The organism is Vibrio alfacsensis (assembly GCF_019670485.1).
Classification (GTDB): Bacteria; Pseudomonadota; Gammaproteobacteria; order Enterobacterales; family Vibrionaceae; genus Vibrio; species Vibrio alfacsensis.
The window spans coordinates 504627-523811 of the sequence record NZ_AP024165.1; the positions used below are offsets into that span (position 1 = coordinate 504627).

Sequence of the window (19185 nt, forward strand, 5' to 3'; positions counted from 1 at the left end):
GCGCGGTTATCGTAAAGTGGGGTAAAAATACCCTAACCGCGCTCACTCTAATTGCAATCTGATTTCCCACTCTAAATTTTCCTGTATCTCCGTCACATTTTTCAGTAGAATTTCTCGGTTAAATTCTATTCTAAAATGTTGAGCCAACATGTTTGAAATCAATCCTATTAAAAACCGTCTACAGGACGTGTCTGAGCGCACGAATGTCCTGAGGGGGTATCTTTGACTATGACGCGAAGAAAGAGCGTCTAGAAGAAGTAAACGCAGAACTTGAACAACCAGATGTATGGAATGAACCTGAGCGTGCACAAGCATTAGGTAAAGAACGTGCATCTCTAGAAGCGGTCGTGGAAACCATCGATCAACTAGAGCAAGGTGTAGAGGACGTTGAAGGTCTTCTTGAGCTGGCTGTTGAAGAAGAAGATCAAGAAACGTTTGACGAAATCGAACCAGAACTTGCTGAGCTTGAAGAAAAGCTAGGTCAGCTTGAATTCCGTCGTATGTTCTCTGGTGATCACGACAGCTCTGATTGCTACATTGACTTGCAAGCAGGCTCTGGTGGTACAGAGGCACAAGACTGGACCAACATGATGCTACGTATGTACCTTCGTTGGGCTGAAGCAAAAGGCTTTAAGTCTGAGGTGATCGAAGTCTCTGAAGGTGAAGTTGCTGGTCTGAAAGGTGCGACAGTGAAGATCTCTGGTGAGTACGCTTATGGCTGGCTACGCACAGAAACGGGCGTTCACCGCCTAGTTCGTAAATCGCCATTCGATTCAGGCGGCCGTCGTCATACGTCATTTGCATCTGCGTTTATCTACCCTGAGGTTGATGAAAACATTGCTATCGACATTAACCCTGCAGACCTACGTATCGATGTATATCGTGCATCAGGTGCAGGTGGTCAGCACGTTAACACCACGGAATCTGCGGTTCGTATTACACACGTTCCTACCAATACGGTGGTGCAGTGTCAGAATGACCGTTCTCAACACAAGAACAAAGATCAGGCAATGAAACAGCTTCGAGCGAAGCTATTTGAGCTTGAATTGCAAAAGCAAAACGCGGAAAAACAAGCTAATGAAGACGCTAAGTCTGACATTGGCTGGGGTAGCCAGATCCGTTCTTATGTACTGGATGACTCTCGCATTAAAGACCTCCGTACGGGCGTTGAAAACCGCAATACTCAAGCGGTTCTTGACGGCGATCTGGACAAATTTATTGAAGCTAGCCTGAAATCAGGCCTATAAAGCTTTTCACCGACAAAAACAGGATACATCGAAAATGACTGATGCTGTTCAAAACGAAACTGTACAAGAAGCCTCTACACAAGAAGAGAATAAGCTGATTGCTGAGCGCCGCGCTAAACTGGATGCAATCCGAAAGAGCTGCAAAGCAAACGGCCACCCAAACGACTTCCGTCGTGACGCACTAGCGGGCGACCTTCAAAAAGAGTTCGGTGAAAAGACTAAGGAAGAGCTAGAAGAGCTTAACCACGTAGTAGCAATTGCTGGCCGTATTATGGCTAAGCGTGGTCCATTCCTAGTGATTCAAGAAACGTCTGGCCGCATCCAAGCTTACGCTGACAAAGAAGTGCAGAAAGTACTGAAAGATCAATATCAAGGTCTAGATATCGGTGACATCATCGGTGTTAAAGGTGCGCTACACAAATCTGGTAAGGGTGACTTATACGTAAACATGGAAGAGTACGAGTTGCTAACCAAAGCTCTTCGTCCACTGCCAGAGAAGTTCCACGGCCTAACAGACCAAGAGATGCGTTACCGTCAACGTTACGTAGATCTGATCGTTAACGAAGATTCTCGTAATGCATTTGTAGTTCGTTCTAAAGTGATGTCTGCAATCCGTAACTTTATGATCTCTAAACAGTTCATGGAAGTTGAAACGCCAATGATGCACGTTATCCCTGGCGGTGCGAGTGCGCGTCCATTTATCACGCACCACAATGCGCTAGACATGCCAATGTACTTACGTATCGCGCCAGAGCTATACCTAAAACGTCTAGTTGTTGGTGGTTTCGACCGCGTATTCGAAATTAACCGTAACTTCCGTAACGAAGGTCTTTCTCCACGTCACAACCCTGAATTCACTATGATGGAATTCTACATGGCGTACGCGGATTACAAAGATCTGATGGATCTGACTGAAGAACTACTAAGTTCAGTCGCTCTAGAAGTGCTTGGTTCTACATCAATGCCTTACGGTGAAGACACGGTTGAGTTTGGTGGCACTTACACTCGTATGAGCATGTTCGAAGCCATCAAGCACTACAACCCAGACCACGCGCAAATCCAAGCGCTAACAGAAGAAGACATTCAAAACCGTGACCTAATGGTTTCTATCGCGAAATCTGTTCACGTTGAAGTAGAACCTTTCTGGACATGTGGTCAGCTTCTTGAAGAAATCTTCGGTGAAACTGCTGAACCTAAGCTAATGCAGCCAACGTTCATCACTGGCTACCCAGCGGATATCTCTCCACTGGCTCGTCGTAGCGATGATAATCCATTCTTCACAGACCGCTTTGAGTTCTTCATCGGTGGCCGTGAAGTAGCGAACGGTTTCTCTGAGCTTAACGATGCAGAAGACCAAGACGCGCGCTTTAAAGCACAGGTTGAAGCGAAAGAGTCTGGTGATGACGAAGCAATGTTCTACGATGCAGACTACATCACTGCACTAGAGCACGGCCTACCGCCAACAGCAGGTCAAGGTATCGGTATCGACCGTTTAGTTATGCTATTGACTAACACGCACACTATCCGTGACGTGATTCTGTTCCCAGCAATGCGCCCACAAGCGTAATTTCTGTTTCAGCATAGAATTTTAAAACCACCTTCGGGTGGTTTTTTTATTTTTAAAATTCGAGCAATTTCAAATAATTAATCTAACATAGTGAGAGTTTATGTGATTCCTTTTTCGCAAATTCTCAATCTATTGCATAGTCTTAATATTGAGACAGACGAGCGTGACCTTTGTCTCGATAATGTAACCCGCTCACAAGGGTGCTTTGTGGGGATACGAATTTTCAATAAAGAATAAGGGTTAGTGAATGGCTGGGCAGTTTAAGATGGATTCCATTCCGGGCTCACTGGTTGTAGTGGGTGGTAACTATGAACCTTGGTTATCGGTTCTAGAACAAGTGGGATGGAAGTGTCACCAAGTCGGTGATCTACGTAAAGCTAACACGCTGTTGGAAGATATTGGACCATGTATCGGTATAGTTGACCTCAGCCATGATGAGTTCAGCCTTAATGGTTTAGCAAACTTAGTGAGTTCTCATAAACATGTGCGTTGGTTGGCGTTTATTCGCGAATCCCAGCTTGGTGTGGATACGATTTGCCAATTCATCGTTAACTTCTGCATTGATTTTTTTACCGCCCCAATTCCCGATGCACAACTACTAAGTACCATTGGTCACCAACTGGGTATGCTTAAACTTGAAAAGAAAGTATGGCCAAGTTTTGGTAATAGCTTAGATATGGGCTTGATTGGTGATTCAATCCCAATGAAGCGCTTGCGTGATCAAGTAAAGCGAATTGGGCCAACGGATGTCAGCATTCTCATTTATGGCGAAAGCGGTACTGGTAAAGAGGCCGTTGCTCGAGCGATTCATAAAGTCTCTTCCCGTTCTCATAAGACATTCTTATCGATTAACTGTCGTGCTCTCAATGAGCAGCGCTTTCAGGCAGAGGTCTTTGGTATTGGTGCGGACGAAAGTATTGGTCCTTGCTTACTAGAGCAAGCAGATGGTGGGACCGTGTTACTCAATGACATTCTCACCATTTCAAAAGATCAGCAAATGAACCTCTTAAGGTTTCTTCAAGAGGGAACGATAGAGACAATTGATGGTATTAAGAGTGTGGATGTACGCATTCTTGCGGCAAATTCATCGGATGTGGAGAAAGCACTCATAGACGGTGATTTTAACGAAGAGCTTTATCATTACATCAATGTTTTACGCATCAATGTTCCTAGTTTGAAAGAGAGAGCAAGTGATATTGCGTTGTTGGCTTGCTATTACCTGCAAGAGTTTTCAAAAGAGTATAACTCCCAAGCAAAAAGTTTTTCAGAGGATGCAATTAAGTCTTTAACGCGTTATTTTTGGCCTGGTAATGTTCGTGAGTTAATGAATCAAGTGAAGCGCGCAGTATTAATGTCGGATAGCGTCTTGATTGAAGAGCATCATCTGGATTTACCGCAGCGCAATGAAGTAAAACGCAGTTTGAAATCAATACGAGAAAAGAGTGAGCGTGATGCGCTGATGGTGGTGTTGGAATCGCACTCCGGTCAAGTATCAAATGCGGCGAAAGAATTGGGTGTGTCTCGTGCAACTATGTATCGATTGTTAAATAAACACAATTTGATTTCAGAGCATACCGTATAAAGCTTTGGCATTGAGGTATCTAAAGTTTAAAAAGGAGCGTCATTACGCTCCTTTTGTATGTCTAACGTTTATACATCTACCGTTTATATCTACTCTCTATAAATTCACCATCTATAAATCTAAGGTGTGGTATCTGATATTTGTCATATCGTGGTACACCGTTACTCCAATAGGTAGTTACACCAATAGATAGCTTCACCAATAGAGAGCTATACCAATAGATAGTTACACCGTAGAGAGCTATACCAATGCTAATCAATAGCAGGATATCTTTTGAGGTGTTAGTTTTAACGTTATCGAATCTATTTATAAAATTTCGTATTTAATATATTCATTTGGTGAATATGTTATATCAAAAACAATATGCAACTAAGTTTTAGCGCATTGCTTTGTTTTTGAATAATTATGAGTGAAATGATTGATTATTAATCTCTATTGCTTACAATTTAACCGTAGCTCAAAGAGCTATACCCTATCAATCACGGATTAATTTTTAGCTAGGAGGCGCAAGATGAAACATTACGTTGTTAACCACATTGCTTGCGCTGATCGTATGCCGATTGTTCGAACCACCTTTAAGGCGAACAATCTGGACGTTATTAGCACTCAAGACAAAAATTAGTCCGTAACCTACCTATTTTGACTAGGCTGCGGGAAAGTAGCAGCTTAGTATCGAAAGAATCGATCTGCTTGTATCCGCGCTACTTTTCCCAGTCGCTTGTTTATCGCAATTTGGAGAAAAGTTATGCGTCATTCTATATATTTAAAGCTCGCCACTTTATTAGTAAAAGCGGATTTGATCCGTGAAGAGAAGCAGTGGCAGCGCGCCGTTCGTCGTAGTAGCAAAAATATTCCTTGGCTGAATGCTCACTTGCTAAGAGATATGGGATTGGATTCTGAGGGGCGAGCTATTTTGACTCGCACACCGGATGAAGTTCAAGTCGATCGCAGAGTTCGCCATCTTCGTCGTGTGTTAACTTCGCGAATACTGACGTAAGCAAAAGCCCAAGTTGAAACCCGGCGTCATTCGCTGGACTCAATGATGGGCTCCGTTAACTGGCTGACCTTGATGGTCAGCCGTTTTTTGTTTTATGGGCAAGGATTGGAGTAAATTGTGCTGATTGATTGGATTTTTATCAGCAATTCATCGCTTAAATTGATGTTGATGCTGTCAATGTTGGCTTTTAGCTGTTTTAGGTTGGTCGCACCAATGATGTTGGAAGCGACAAACGGACGTTGATTGACAAACGCGAGAGCCATTTGGGCGGGGTCTAAGTCGTATTCTTTTGCTAGGTTCACATAGGCTTCCGTTGCTTTTATACCTTGAGGTGTAAAGTAGCGAGCGAAACGTTCCCATTTTGTACAGCGAGCGCCTACAGGTTTTGCTCCATGGAGGTACTTTCCACTTAAACAACCGAAAGCGAGAGGAGAGTACGCTAATAACTGAACACCTTCGTAATGGCTTATTTCCGATAAACCAATTTCAAAGCTCCGGTTGAGCAAGTTGTATGGATTTTGAATGGAAATAATGCGTGGTAAATTGTGTTTTTCTGCAAGGCGTAACAACGACATCACTCCCCAAGGCGTGTCATTAGAAACGCCGATATACCTTACTTTTCCTGCTTTCACTAATTCAGTTAGAGCCTCTAAGGTCTCGATTAAGGTAACGTCTTCTTGAGATTCAGGATAAGGGTAGTTGAGTTGACCAAAGCAGTTGGTTTGACGCTGAGGCCAATGCAATTGGTATAGATCCACATAGTCAGTTTGTAAGCGTTTTAAACTGTCATTGATTGCGGTGTGAATATGGCGACGATTGAGGCTCATATTCTCTCGAATATAAGGCACATTGCGCGGACCTGCGATCTTAGTGGCGAGGATGACTTTCTCGCGTTTACCGCTTTTCGCTAACCAATTGCCAATGTACTGCTCGGTGAGTCCTTGTGTCTCAGCTTTCGGTGGTACGGGATACATCTCGGCAGTATCAATGAAGTTCACCCCATGATCGAGAGCGAAGTCTATTTGTTGAAATGCTTCATGCTCGGTATTTTGTTCACCAAACGTCATTGTACCAAGGCAGATCTTGCTTATTTCGAGTGAGGAGTGCGGAAGTTTTGTGTATTGCATTTCACGTCCTTGAAGAATCATTGACTGAATAATAACCAATCGTCGTAAATCACGAGTCACTCTAGCTTGTGATAACGCTCGATAACGTCGTTTTACCTGCGCTACCTCTGCCACTCACTTACTGTGATTGGTATAAGTCATTTCAATATAGGGGATTTCTACACGCCACCGCAAATGCTTTCCGTTCTGAATTGAGATGGCTCGAAAGCTCAGAATTGTAGAGCTACACTTAAATCTTAAAGGAGGTGCATTATGCAGATACATCAACTGGACATGTGGGTGCATGGCCACCACAAAGACTCCTACAAGACACCTAAGGTTTTTGTGATCGGTTGTTCTGATGTCTCTGACTATCTACTAGCAGTGGAATATAAGCATCAACTAGAGCCGATCAAGGACGGCGAAGATCCGATGCATTTTGGATCGCTAGAGTTGGTGAAAGAACAGCTGCTTAGGTTAGGGATTGATAAAGCCTATCTGAGATTACGTAACGCTTATGAAGAGTTTGGCAATGAAGGGGCGGCTTCATATTGCGATATTGAGTTATCTCTCGTTACTCATTAAATAAGTTTGTTTAACTTAAGCTTGTTTAGCTTAAGACTGTTTAACGAAAGTTATTCAACTCAAGTTTGCTGAACACTAATATAGTGTCTAAGCAGGATCTGCTCAGTAAATTGTGTTCTGAGATAGAATCCACGAGGTAATGTTTTGATCGGTTTACCATTGGCGCTGTATGCTTCCGTTAATGCTTTAGCGTTTGCCGCTTTTGGACGGAGGTGTAGCGCCTCTCCGTGTCTTGCAGAAATTTGATCAAACTTTCCTAGCACGATCAATTCCATGAGCTCCTCCCAATCACTTCTTAAAATGTGCTCTTCTTCTTGATTAGGAGACCAGATTAAGGGGCTGCCGACACGTCGCTCTGATAGGGGAATCTCACGCTCACCTTCAACAGGAACCCAAAGTACGCGAGACAATTTGTTACGTACGTGACTGGTTTCCCATGTTAGGCCGTGCACACCAGTGAGTGGTGCGACGCAAACAAAGGTGGTCTCTAATGGTTTTCCAGTGTAACTGATCGGAATGCTTTTAAGCTCAATACCTAGCTTGGTAAAATCTTGCTGTGGTTTACTGCCAGCCACAGCCCCTAGGTGCCATTCCAGTAATTGTCCCACCCAGCCTTTATCGCGTTTAAGGTTATCAGGTACTTTCATACCAGCTTCCTCTGCAAGTTCTGCAAAGCTTAGGCCTGCGATGTCATGCGCGCGTTCCATTAGTTCCGCTTCAGATTGTGGTTCTGGTTTCATAACTCTTGTAGTGGTAAGACAAAATTGGATTCTAACAAATTACGCGTATTGGCACTGCCTAAGATTTCAACGAACGGGACAAATATCGATCCATCCATAACTTATCCACAGTTTGGTGTAAGTCATAAAAGATCCTTTCTTGAGCTGGATGAATTAACAGGGGTTACTGCTCCGATTGAGACTTGATTTTCCGTTGTTTTAATGAACTCATACCAGTTAAATGTGGATAAATAGTCTATTGAGCGATCTTTGACCGATCTGAATTTGGCGAAAAGATCATCAGTATAATTTGTTCTTATTATTTACGTAATTCTTGTTTTTTTGATTTTATATCAATAGTTTAAGTTGGAAATTAAAATTTAATAGTAATGGTTGAAGTAATTGTTATGACCAAAAATATTTATGGATAGGCTTTTCTTCACAAAGTTATTCACAGAAAAGGTGAATAAATGTGGGCTAGGTCTCAAACTGGTGTTGATAAAGTCCAGTTTGGTCAAAAGATATCCAGAATCGGTGAAATGGTAATAAATCTTGCTCATATCACATCAGTAAGTTTGCTAGTAATGGGGATATGTGGAAAAATCACGGTAATATAAAATTATTCATAGAGGTTAGCCGGTGATAGATGGCGATGGTTACCGACTGAACGTTGGTATTGTAATCTGTAATAACCATGGTCAGGTCTTCTGGGCTAAACGATACGGGCAACACTCATGGCAATTTCCACAAGGTGGGATTGACGAAGGTGAAACTCCTGAACAAGCCATGTTCAGAGAGTTATATGAAGAAGTCGGTTTGACGAAAAAAGACGTCAAGATCATTGCAACAAGTCGTCATTGGTTAAGATATAAGCTACCAAAGCGACTCGTTCGTTGGGACTCTAAGCCTGTTTGTATCGGCCAAAAACAGAAATGGTTTCTGCTGCGATTAGAGAGCGATGAATCTCAAATCAATATGCAGCGAGGGAAATCCCCTGAATTTGATGGTTGGCGCTGGGTGAGTTATTGGTATCCAGTTAGGCAAGTTGTTTCTTTTAAAAGAGATGTCTATCGCCGTGCAATGAAAGAATTTGCATCTTTAGCTATGCCTTTTCGCGAACGCAAAACGAAAGGTAAAAGAAAAAAGCTGCGTAGATAGAGGATTAACATGCTTAGTCAGCTAAGGGATATAGTTGAAAAAGTTTCCCGAGTCGATGATGTACACTTGGCTCTTGATATCTTAGTAAAGGAGACCTGCTCGGCCCTTTGTACTGAGTGTTGTACTATTTATCTTGCGAATGAAGAAATGCAGCGCCTTGAGTTAATGGCAACTCAAGGCCTTATTTTTGAAGGCAAGAGCATTCATATTGATTTTAATGAAGGTTTAGTGGGGTTGGTTAAGCGCAGTGCAGAACCACTAAATCTTGCAGAAGCTTTCACCCACCCTGATTTTAAGTTCTTCCCTCAACTTGGTGAGCAGGCCTATCACTCATTCCTTGGCACGCCCATTATTTACCGTAAAAAAGTGTTAGGTGTTCTTGTTATCCAACAGAAAACACCGCGCTTGTTTAGTGAGATGGAAGAGTCTTTCCTTGTGACTTTATCTGCTCAGCTTGCCGTTTTGATTGCACATGCTCAAAACCTAGGTCATTGGCAATTAGCATCTAAGCCTCGCGTTATAAAAGGTTTGCCTGCATCAACAGGTGTCGCCATTGGTGAGTTTTGGTTTGATAATACTCAGCCTTGTTTGCATGATGTATTTCCTGCATCTACGTTGGATAAAGAACGCGAACATGAGCTCCTAGCTGTTGCCGTGGAACGAGCGTTGAATGATTTTCGACGCATGAGAAAAAAGCTGGATAGTGAAATTAATAAAGATGCGTTGGCAATCTTTGACCTGTTTACTCACTTGCTCAATGACCCAATGCTTCGTGGCGATCTTAAAAAGCAGATAGAGAAAGGTGACCGAGCCGACTGGGCGCTGCGTCAAGTCGTTGAAACGTACTCCAATCGTTTTGCGCGTATGTCGGATGTGTATCTTCGTGAACGGGCACAAGACATCAAAGAACTTGGTCAGCGACTGTTGTATTTTTTGCACAATAGTGAACAAGAACATTCCGCAATTGATCGTCCTGTGATTTTAGTTGCGAATGAACTCACCGCAACGCTATTGGCTTCTATTCCAAAGCAATATTTACTTGCTGTTGTTTCGTTAGAGGGGGCCGCAAATTCTCACGCCGCTATTTTGTCGCGTGCGTTAGGCGTTCCTGCCATTATGGGAGCCCCTCTCAATACTGAAGCCGTCGTGGGTAAACTAGGGATTGTTGATGGCTATACAGGTGAGGTGTTTCTCGAACCGAATCGTCAACTTTTGCGAGAATACCGCAGCTTAGTCAATGAAGAATCAGAGCTGTTTGCGATGGTCAATAAAGACCTTGCGTTACCAGCAGTAACCCAAGATCGGCGTCATATTGAAATATTACTGAATGCAGGTTTAAGTGCCGATAGCAATATTGCCATCAACCAGGGCGTTGATGGGGTAGGGCTATATCGAACTGAAATTGCTTTTTTACTTCAGCATCACTTTCCATCCGAAGATGAGCAGTATCATCAGTACCAAGCCATATTGAATAGCTACCCAGATCAACGTGTGGTGATGCGCACTCTGGATATTGGTGGTGATAAGCCATTACCCTACTTACCAATAGAGGAAGACAATCCATTTCTTGGCTGGCGTGGTATCCGTTTTACTTTGGATCATCCGGATATTTTTCTTATCCAATTGCGAGCTATGCTAAGAGCGAGCGCAGACAGCGGTAATTTGAGCATTTTGCTTCCTATGATTTCAGGGATCAAAGAGCTCGATGATGCCGTCACGCTAATCAATCAGGCTTACAGTGAAGTCGTGCTATTGGATGCCCGTATTCAGGCGCCAAAGGTTGGGGTAATGATAGAAGTCCCATCCATGGTATATTTGCTGCCGTCCATCGCACATCGAGTTGACTTTGTGTCGGTCGGTACCAACGATTTAACGCAATATTTATTAGCGGTCGATCGGAACAACTCTCGCGTTGCTGATGTCTATGAATCTATGCATCCTGCCGTGCTGTTAGCGTTAAAGCAAATTCATGATGTGTGCGAACAATATCAAGTACCCGTGTGTATTTGTGGGGAGTTAGCTGGCGATCCATTTGGCGCTCTCTTGCTATTAGGCTTGGGCTATCGCAGCTTGAGTATGAATACCTCTAACGTGGCTAAGGTGAAATACTTGATTCGTCATAGCCAACAAAAAGAATTAGAAAAACTCGTCGAGCAAGCACTGTCATGTTCTTATGGGGAAGAAATTCATCAGATGATGCATGATTTCTTTGTTCAACAAGGCTTTGCTGGCTTTATCCGTGCTGGTAAGAAGTAAATAATCGTGACCATCTCTTTATTTTTGTTGTTGCTGGCGCTAGGCGCTTTTGTTGGTGTCATGGCTGGCCTATTAGGTATTGGCGGTGGTCTCATTGTTGTACCTGCATTGCTTTATCTTCTGCCTTTTGCTGGTATCCCTACCGAAATGAGCATGCATATCGCTCTTGCAACGTCACTTGCGAGCATTATTGTGACTTCAGGCTCTTCAGCAATGAATCACCTTAAACTCGGCAATGTTGATATGTTTGTTGTGAAATGGCTCATGCCAGGCGTTATTATTGGCGGGTTTGTTGGCGCAAACGTTGCTGAGTTTATTCCTACCCATTATTTACCGAAAGTGTTTGGCGTGATCGTGTTGTTTTTGGCGCTACAAATGTTTCGTTCTATTCGCTCCAAAAGTACGAAGCCAATGCCAAGCAGCCCTGTTACGATGATGTATGGCACGGGAATTGGTATTGTATCGAGTCTTGCAGGAATTGGGGGTGGATCATTATCGGTCCCTTTTTTGAACAAGCATGGTATTGAAATGCGTAAAGCCGTGGGGTCTTCTTCTGTTTGTGGGTGTGTGATTGCGATATCCGGTATGATTGGTTTCATTTTACACGGCTATAACGTAGAAAATTTGCCTGAGTACAGTATCGGGTATGTCTATCTTCCTGCTCTTGTCGCGATCGCAATGACCTCAATGCTCACGACGAAAGTGGGGGCAAAGTTGGCGACGACCCTTCCAACTGCGGTATTGAAAAAGATATTCGCACTATTCTTGATGTTTGTTGCAGCGAGTATGCTGCTTTAAGTTTGTAGCTAAGTGACTTCAAGATGCAGGGTTCAGGGTTTTGTTGCTGAATTAAGCACCTTGAGCTTACTTAGATATATTGGTTTTACTAGTAATTAGAAGAGAATGATTTATGTCTCAGGGATACTTTGAATTTCCCAATATTGACCCGGTTTTAGTCTCTATTGGTCCTGTTTCTGTCCGTTGGTATGGTTTGATGTACCTTATTGGTTTTATGTTTGCATTATGGTTAGCAAACCGACGTGCTGATAAGCCTGGTAGTGGTTGGACTCGTGAGCAAGTCTCTGATTTGTTGTTTGCAGGGTTTCTTGGGGTTGTGATTGGTGGCCGCGTTGGCTATGTCATTTTCTATAACTTTGATTTGTTTTTAGCTGATCCGCTGTACCTGTTTAAAGTATGGACCGGTGGCATGTCTTTCCATGGTGGGTTACTTGGTGTTATTACTGCTATGTTCTGGTATGCACATAAAAACGCTCGTACGTTCTTTGGTGTGGCCGATTTTGTTGCTCCGCTCGTGCCATTCGGGCTGGGTATGGGCCGTTTGGGTAACTTTATGAACAGTGAACTATGGGGACGCGTGACGGATGTGCCATGGGCGATCATCTTCCCGAACGGTGGTCCACTGCCTCGTCACCCATCACAACTTTACGAGATGTTCCTTGAGGGCATTGTTCTATTCTTTATCTTGAACTGGTTTATCAAAAAGCCTCGCCCATTAGGGGCGGTGTCAGGGTTATTCCTCGCTGGGTATGGTACATTCCGTTTCCTAATTGAGTTTGTCCGTGAACCTGATGCGCAACTTGGTTTATTTGGTGGTTATATTTCGATGGGACAAATCCTATCTTCACCAATGATCATTTTGGGTATTTTGATGATGGTTTGGGCATACAAACGTGGTCTTTACCAAGACAAAGCGAAAGTAGAAACGAAGTAAGGAATTGGTGTGAAACAGTATTTAGATTTGTGTCAGCGTATCGTTGACCAAGGTATTTGGGTTGAGAACGACCGTACAGGTAAGCGTTGTCTTACAGTTGTTAATGCGGACTTGACTTATGATGTTGCCAACAATCAATTCCCATTGGTTACCACTCGTAAGAGTTTTTGGAAAGCGGCAGTGGCTGAATTACTCGGTTACATCCGAGGCTACGATAACGCGGAAGATTTCCGTAAATTGGGCACAAAAACGTGGGATGCGAACGCAAACTTAAATGACGCATGGCTGAACAACCCATACCGTAAAGGTGAAGACGATATGGGGCGTGTATACGGCGTTCAAGGTCGTTCATGGGCGAAGCCAGATGGCGGTCACATCGACCAACTGCGCAAGATTGTCGATGATTTAACGCGTGGTGTGGATGACCGTGGTGAAATCCTAAACTTCTATAACCCGGGTGAATTCCACATGGGCTGTTTGCGTCCATGTATGTACAGCCATCACTTCTCATTGTTAGGTGACACGCTGTACTTAAACAGCACGCAGCGCTCTTGTGACGTTCCTTTAGGCCTGAACTTCAATATGGTTCAAGTGTATGTATTCTTGGCGATCATGGCACAGATTACAGGTAAGAAACCTGGTCAGGCGTACCATAAGATTGTTAATGCACATATTTACGAAGACCAGCTAGCGCCGATGCGAGACATCCAGTTGAAGCGCGAACCTTTGAAAGCGGCAACTTTCCACATCAACCCAGAAATCAAATCGCTAGAAGATTTGGAAACATGGGTCACACTGGATGATTTTTGGGTTGAGGGTTACGAACATCATGATCCTATTCAGTATCCGTTTTCAGTGTAAAGAGTGTTTTTAATATAACCAACACAAAAATAAAAATGGGCTGACCTCAATGGGCAGCCCATTTTTTATATCCAAATTGGTGTGGTTGTTTTTAATGAATGATGAGCACAGTGCTCACTTACTGTGATTGGTTGATTCGAGGTACGGTGTGGAAGGAGCAAAAAAGAAAAAGCCCGCAACCGGAGTTGCGAGCTTTTGAGTAAAGCGATGGTAATCTTTCTGTTATACAGTTAGCGCGAGGATAGCACCAGGAAGCACTAGGAAAATCGTTAGCAGGTATGCTGCTACAACGGCCTTGTTCTTCACTGCCATCTCAGAGATAAGCTCTGCGCATTTTACTGGAATCTCACGTAGGAACGGGATACCAAAAATGAGTAATGTCGCTAGGATATTGAACGTTAGGTGTACCAGAGCAATCTGTAGTGCGAATACTGCGAACTCGCCAGATACCGCCGTTGCTGCTAGTAGAGCCGTAATACATGTACCGATGTTTGCACCTAGAGTGAACGGGTAGATGTCACGTACTTTTAGAACACCTGAACCAACTAGTGGAACCATTAGACTTGTTGTCGTAGAAGAAGACTGAACAAGTACCGTTACCACCGAGCCTGATACGATACCGTGGATAGGACCACGACCGATAGCGTTCTTAAGGATGTCACGTGCACGACCAACCATTAGGCTCTTCATCAGCTTACCCATAACAGTAATAGCTACGAAGATAGTACCGATACCTAGAGCGATTAGTGCTACACCACCCATAGTGTCACCAAACGTAGATAGTGGCTCTTTAATTGCGCTTACTACTGGTTTAGTGATTGGCTTGATGAAGTCAAAACCGCCCATGCTCATATCACCTGTTTTTAGTAGTGGTGATACCAGCCAATGAGATACTTTTTCTAGAATGCCGAACATCATTTCCAAAGGAAGGAAGATCGCAACAGCAAGTAGGTTAAAGAAGTCGTGAATTGTTGCGCTGGCAAATGCACGTTTGAATTCATCTTTACAACGTACGTGGCCAAGCGAAACAAGAGTATTCGTTACTGTTGTACCGATGTTCGCGCCCATTACCATTGGGATAGCGGTTTCTACAGGTAAGCCACCTGCAACCAAACCTACAATAATAGAAGTAACGGTACTTGACGATTGGATCAGTGCCGTCGCCACCAAGCCGATCATTAGACCTGCGATTGGGTGAGAGGCAAATTCAAATAGTACTTTAGCTTGATCGCCAGTCGCCCATTTAAAGCCGCTACCAACCATAGATACTGCTAGAAGAAGCAGATATAACATGAATGCCAAGTTAGCCCAGCGTAACCAGCGAGTCGTGCTCGAAATCGGCGCTGCTGTTGAAGTAGCTTGGTTCATCATAATTTTCTCCGTGGACCTTTCAGTTCGTTTATTTGGTCTGTTGTTGAAACTGCGGGCGATGTTAGAGAACAAATATTTCAGTAATATTACAGTTCAGTTTCTATAGAGGATTTTTATTATTCTTTTTAATAGTTATTCGTTGTTGAAAAATAACTTAAGCATAAGGTGTTGATTTTTAATGGGTTTAATTATTGATTTGAATGTTATTGTTTTTTTGTTTGAGAGTAAAAAACTGCGCTTTGCTTCAAGTTTTATGACAGTTTGAAAATTGTTTTTTCGGTAAAAGTTGTCATTATGCTGAAGAGTGTGAGGTTTTTCCGAAATTATTGTTTGTCGGTGTCACATTTGATATAAAAAGTGTCATCTTCTTTTTAGGGATTGGCGATGTCGCATTTAAATTATAATCACCTCTATTACTTCTGGATGGTCTGCAAGCAAGGGTCGGTAACTAAAGCTGCAGAAGCATTGTTTTTGACACCGCAAACGGTGACAGGACAAATTAAAGCGTTCGAAGAACGTATGAAAGGCAAGTTGACTAAGCGAAATGGTCGTAGTGTAGAGCCAACAGAATTAGGGCAGTTGGTTTTTAAATACGCAGATCGTATGTTTGGTTTGAGCTATGAAATGCTCGATATCGTCAATTATAGTCAGCATTCTAATATCCTATTTGAAGTAGGTGTCGCGGATGCACTCTCAAAGCGTTTGGTCAGTAAAGTTCTCATGACAACGGTGCCAGAAGACAATAGCATTCACTTGCGCTGTTATGAGTCGACGCATGAATTACTTTTAGAACGACTTTCTCAGCATAAGTTGGATATGATCCTTTCTGATTGCCCTGTCGATTCAACACAAAGCCCAGGCTTGTACAGCAAAAAGTTAGGTGAATGTAGTATGAGCTTTTTCGCCTCTTCAGATGTTCCTGATGTTAAGTTCCCAGAAGTTTTAGAGAAGAAGAAACTTCTGATCCCGGGAAGTCGAACGGCTATGGGACGTAAGGTTCTGCAATGGTTTGATCGACAGGGGTTACAACCGGATGTATTGGGAGAGTTTGATGATGTTGCGTTAATGAAAGCGTTCGCACGTTATCGTGATGACGTTATCTTTTTAGCGCCAACGGTTTACATGTCAGAGATAGAAGATGATCGCAGTTTGCAGTTACTTGGGCATGTCGAAGATTTAAAAGAAGAGTATTACGTTATCTTTGCCGAACGAATGATCCAACATCCTGCGGTGAAGAACGTGTGTGATGCAGATTTTGGTCAAATGTTTGAATGAGTAAGTTCCGTTGCTTGTTTAAATAGATTACTATCGAAAAATTATAAAATTCTTGCAACACAACAAGCTAGCCAGTAATAAGATAAGTACGTTGTCGCTAGAGGCCTAACTATGAATTTACAAGATATGGAGCAGAACTCCGAGAAAGCTGTCGTATTACTTAAAGCGATGGCGAACGAAAGACGTTTACAAATCCTTTGTATGTTGCATAACCAAGAGTTGTCCGTTGGGGAGTTATGTACAAAGTTAGCGTTGAGTCAGTCTGCATTATCTCAGCATCTAGCATGGCTTCGTCGTGATGAGTTAGTTGCAACAAGAAAAGAAGCACAAACGGTCTACTACACATTGAAAAGTGATGAAGTAAAAGCGCTCATTAAGACGCTTCATGCCCTGTACTGCACAGAAAGCTAATAGAAAAAAACTGAAGCACAACACAGATGTTTGACTTCGAAAAATGTGAAAAGCTGGCACTGCCGGCTTTTTTAGTGCCTAACGTTTGAGGTTGAGTGAAATTTAGATATAAAAAAACCGGCAAAAGCCGGTTTTTTCTTCACTGTAAAATCAAATTTCTATTATAGAGCTTTGATTTGTGCAGCGAAACGAGACTTATGACGTGCAGCTTTGTTCTTGTGAACAAGGCCTTTAGTCGCCATGCGGTCTAGGATAGGTGTAACTACAGCGAATGCAGCAGTTGCAGCTTCTTTGTCGCCTGCTTCGATAGCAGCAACAGTTTTCTTCATGTAAGTACGCATCATTGAGCGACGGCTAGCATTGTGCTGACGACGTTTCTCAGCTTGGATAGCGCGCTTCTTAGCAGATTTACTATTTGCCAAGGGTCTAACTCCCAAAAACTTATTTCTATGACAATTTAAGGGCGAGGAATATCCCCTATTTGCGCTTAAATGTCAAATGATTTGTGCAAAAACCCATCGAAACCAAAACAAGTTTTGGTAAGAAAGGTTATCGCGGTTAAGATGGCGGGGATTCTAACAGTATTTTTAGACCAATGCTAATAATTATCCGCTAGATCTAACAATAAGCGGATATATTTTTAACTCAGATTTGGAGCTTTCAAAGGCTTAGAGGAATAGGGTTGGTTATCTAATGGTGATATACCGAGGTTAAAGTGAGTAAACGACTGCTCAAGTCTGGCATGATCGTCAGTGCTATGACATTAATATCTCGCGTTCTAGGCTTAGTTCGTGATGTAGTGGTTGCAAATTTAATGGGCGCAGGCGCGAGTGCTGATGTCTTCTTTTTTGCAAATAAGATCCCTAACTTTCTACGCCGACTGTTTGCAGAAGGTGCATTTTCTCAAGCGTTTGTTCCCGTATTAACGGAAAGCCATGCTCAAGGTGACATGGATAAAACCCGTGAACTGATTGCTCGCGCCGCAGGTACACTTGGGGTCATTGTCTCTATTGTTACTTTGTTTGGTGTTCTTGGCTCAGGAGTGGTAACGGCGTTATTTGGTTTTGGCTGGTTTCTTGATTGGATGAATGGTGGTCCATCGGCTGAGAAGTTCGAGCTTGCCAGCGTTATGCTAAAAATTACCTTTCCTTATTTATGGTTCATTACGTTTGTCGCGTTATCCGGAGCCATTCTTAATACTTTAGGTAAATTTGCAGTCTCTTCTTTTACGCCAGTTTTCCTCAACGTGATGATCATCTTTGCGGCTTGGTTTATTTCACCGCAAATGTCACAACCTGAGATCGGCCTTGCGATAGGGGTATTCCTTGGGGGCTTGGTTCAGTTTCTATTCCAAATCCCTTTCCTTATTAAAGCGGGAGTGATGGTGAAACCGAAATGGGGTTGGCGCGATCCTGGCGTAGTTAAGATCCGTACCCTAATGATTCCTGCTTTATTTGGTGTTTCAGTCAGCCAAATCAACTTGTTGTTCGATACCTTTATTGCCAGCTTTTTACAAACCGGTTCGATCAGTTGGTTGTATTATTCAGATCGCTTGTTGGAATTCCCATTAGGTCTTTTTGGTATTGCTATTGCGACGGTTATTTTGCCAGCATTGTCACGTAAACATGTGGATGCGCACAGCGAGGGCTTCTCCGATACGATGGATTGGGGGGTACGAATGGTCACTTTGCTAGGCATCCCAGCGATGCTTGGTTTGATGGTGCTCGCAAAACCAATGTTGATGGTGCTGTTTATGCGTGGTGAGTTTTCACCACAAGATGTTCATCAAGCGTCTCTCTCGTTACTAGCCTATGCATCAGGTTTGCTTAACTTTATGTTGATTAAAGTGCTTGCGCCGGGTTACTACTCACGACAAGACACCAAAACACCAGTGAAGTACGGCATTGTTGCGATGATAACAAATATGGTTTTCAACGCTATTTTTGCCTATTTCTATGGTTATGTTGGATTGGCTATCGCAACGGCGTTATCGGCATTTGTTAATATGGCCCTGTTGTATCGTGGGCTGCATATTGCTGGTGTGTATCAAGTCTCTAAACGTACGGTCTTATTTATTGCTCGCCTTGTGATTGCTGGCGGCGCAATGGTTGCTGCGATCTTGTGGCAGCTTGAAGACATGTCCGTATGGTTAAACTGGAGTTTTGCTCATCGTAGTGGCGTATTAGGAATGCTGGTTGCGTTGGGCGCTGCGGTCTATCTCGCGGTCGTGTTTTTACTCGGTGTACGTTTTAAAGACCTAAAAGCTGGGACAGAATAAGGTTGATTGGTATATAATCCGTCAGTTTCACACAGTGCAA

The 19185-nt window shown here is 43.1% G+C and carries 17 protein-coding genes; 13 read left to right on the forward strand and 4 right to left on the reverse strand.

Going from position 1 to position 19185, the window contains the following annotated elements; genetic code table 11:
• The first annotated feature begins 148 nt into the window (after nucleotides 1-148).
• From prfB to VA249_RS02355, 4 genes are all read left to right on the forward strand, one after another.
• Nucleotides 149-1247, forward strand: a protein-coding gene (gene prfB, locus VA249_RS02340; RefSeq protein WP_211920074.1) for a peptide chain release factor 2 whose coding sequence is annotated in 2 segments (ribosomal slippage) — nucleotides 149-223 and nucleotides 225-1247 — 1098 coding nt in all. Because the reading frame shifts where the segments join, the coding sequence is not laid out codon by codon here.
• A 34-nt stretch (nucleotides 1248-1281) separates the two neighbouring features.
• Entirely contained in the window at nucleotides 1282-2814 is a 1533-nt protein-coding gene (gene lysS / locus VA249_RS02345; protein WP_221068678.1) for a lysine--tRNA ligase, read from the forward strand.
• Between the two features lie 247 nt (nucleotides 2815-3061).
• Nucleotides 3062-4396: a sigma-54-dependent transcriptional regulator gene (gene vpsR / locus VA249_RS02350; protein WP_211920073.1), complete on the forward strand. Its 1335-nt coding sequence runs from the start codon at nucleotides 3062-3064 to the stop codon at nucleotides 4394-4396.
• A gap of 745 nt (nucleotides 4397-5141) precedes the next feature.
• Nucleotides 5142-5393, forward strand: coding sequence for a DUF1127 domain-containing protein (locus VA249_RS02355; RefSeq protein WP_128811623.1), 252 nt, complete (start codon nucleotides 5142-5144; stop codon nucleotides 5391-5393).
• A gap of 92 nt (nucleotides 5394-5485) precedes the next feature.
• Here VA249_RS02355 and VA249_RS02360 read toward each other — a convergent pair whose 3' ends face one another.
• Entirely contained in the window at nucleotides 5486-6520 is a 1035-nt protein-coding gene (locus tag VA249_RS02360) for an NADP(H)-dependent aldo-keto reductase (RefSeq protein WP_221068679.1), read from the reverse strand.
• 252 nt (nucleotides 6521-6772) lie between these two features.
• Here VA249_RS02360 and VA249_RS02365 point away from each other — a divergent pair, with 252 nt between their 5' ends.
• Nucleotides 6773-7084, forward strand: a complete 312-nt coding sequence (locus VA249_RS02365; RefSeq protein ID WP_128811621.1) for a DUF6482 family protein — start codon at nucleotides 6773-6775, stop codon at nucleotides 7082-7084.
• A gap of 59 nt (nucleotides 7085-7143) precedes the next feature.
• Here the strand turns inward: VA249_RS02365 and mutH are convergent, their stop codons facing one another.
• Nucleotides 7144-7824, reverse strand: a complete 681-nt coding sequence (gene mutH, locus VA249_RS02370; protein ID WP_211920070.1) for a DNA mismatch repair endonuclease MutH — start codon at nucleotides 7822-7824, stop codon at nucleotides 7144-7146.
• A gap of 618 nt (nucleotides 7825-8442) precedes the next feature.
• Between mutH and rppH the strand changes: the two genes are divergently transcribed.
• The 5 genes from rppH to VA249_RS02395 all read left to right on the forward strand — a co-directional run bounded on the left by rppH (nucleotide 8443) and on the right by VA249_RS02395 (nucleotide 13810).
• Nucleotides 8443-8961 (forward strand): RNA pyrophosphohydrolase, encoded by a 519-nt coding sequence (gene rppH / locus VA249_RS02375; RefSeq protein WP_128811618.1) that lies wholly within the window; start codon nucleotides 8443-8445, stop codon nucleotides 8959-8961.
• A 9-nt stretch (nucleotides 8962-8970) separates the two neighbouring features.
• Entirely contained in the window at nucleotides 8971-11217 is a 2247-nt protein-coding gene (gene ptsP, locus VA249_RS02380) for a phosphoenolpyruvate--protein phosphotransferase (protein ID WP_221068681.1), read from the forward strand.
• Between the two features lie 6 nt (nucleotides 11218-11223).
• Nucleotides 11224-12015, forward strand: a complete 792-nt coding sequence (locus VA249_RS02385; protein WP_221068683.1) for a sulfite exporter TauE/SafE family protein — start codon at nucleotides 11224-11226, stop codon at nucleotides 12013-12015.
• Between the two features lie 112 nt (nucleotides 12016-12127).
• Entirely contained in the window at nucleotides 12128-12949 is an 822-nt protein-coding gene (lgt, locus tag VA249_RS02390; RefSeq protein WP_221068685.1) for a prolipoprotein diacylglyceryl transferase, read from the forward strand.
• Nucleotides 12950-12958: 9 nt separating this feature from the next.
• A complete protein-coding gene (locus VA249_RS02395) occupies nucleotides 12959-13810 on the forward strand; it encodes a thymidylate synthase (RefSeq protein ID WP_221068687.1) in 852 nt (283 codons plus the stop codon).
• A gap of 222 nt (nucleotides 13811-14032) precedes the next feature.
• Here VA249_RS02395 and VA249_RS02400 read toward each other — a convergent pair whose 3' ends face one another.
• Nucleotides 14033-15178 carry a Na/Pi symporter gene (locus VA249_RS02400; protein ID WP_221069784.1) on the reverse strand — a complete coding sequence of 382 codons (1146 nt, stop codon included), beginning with the start codon at nucleotides 15176-15178 and terminating at the stop codon, nucleotides 14033-14035.
• 387 nt (nucleotides 15179-15565) lie between these two features.
• Between VA249_RS02400 and nhaR the strand changes: the two genes are divergently transcribed.
• Together nhaR and VA249_RS02410 are read left to right on the forward strand one after the other, a co-directional pair.
• Nucleotides 15566-16456 carry a transcriptional activator NhaR gene (gene nhaR / locus VA249_RS02405; RefSeq protein WP_128811612.1) on the forward strand — a complete coding sequence of 297 codons (891 nt, stop codon included), beginning with the start codon at nucleotides 15566-15568 and terminating at the stop codon, nucleotides 16454-16456.
• Nucleotides 16457-16567: 111 nt separating this feature from the next.
• The gene (locus VA249_RS02410; protein ID WP_221068688.1) at nucleotides 16568-16867 is read left to right on the forward strand and encodes an ArsR/SmtB family transcription factor; all 300 of its coding nucleotides are present in this window, start codon (nucleotides 16568-16570) and stop codon (nucleotides 16865-16867) included.
• Between the two features lie 161 nt (nucleotides 16868-17028).
• On the opposite strand, the gene rpsT is transcribed toward VA249_RS02410, so the two are convergent.
• Nucleotides 17029-17289 carry a 30S ribosomal protein S20 gene (gene rpsT, locus VA249_RS02415; RefSeq protein ID WP_128811610.1) on the reverse strand — a complete coding sequence of 87 codons (261 nt, stop codon included), beginning with the start codon at nucleotides 17287-17289 and terminating at the stop codon, nucleotides 17029-17031.
• Nucleotides 17290-17582: 293 nt separating this feature from the next.
• Here rpsT and murJ point away from each other — a divergent pair, with 293 nt between their 5' ends.
• Nucleotides 17583-19145 (forward strand): murein biosynthesis integral membrane protein MurJ, encoded by a 1563-nt coding sequence (gene murJ, locus VA249_RS02420; protein ID WP_221068690.1) that lies wholly within the window; start codon nucleotides 17583-17585, stop codon nucleotides 19143-19145.
• Nucleotides 19146-19185: the final 40 nt, after the last annotated feature.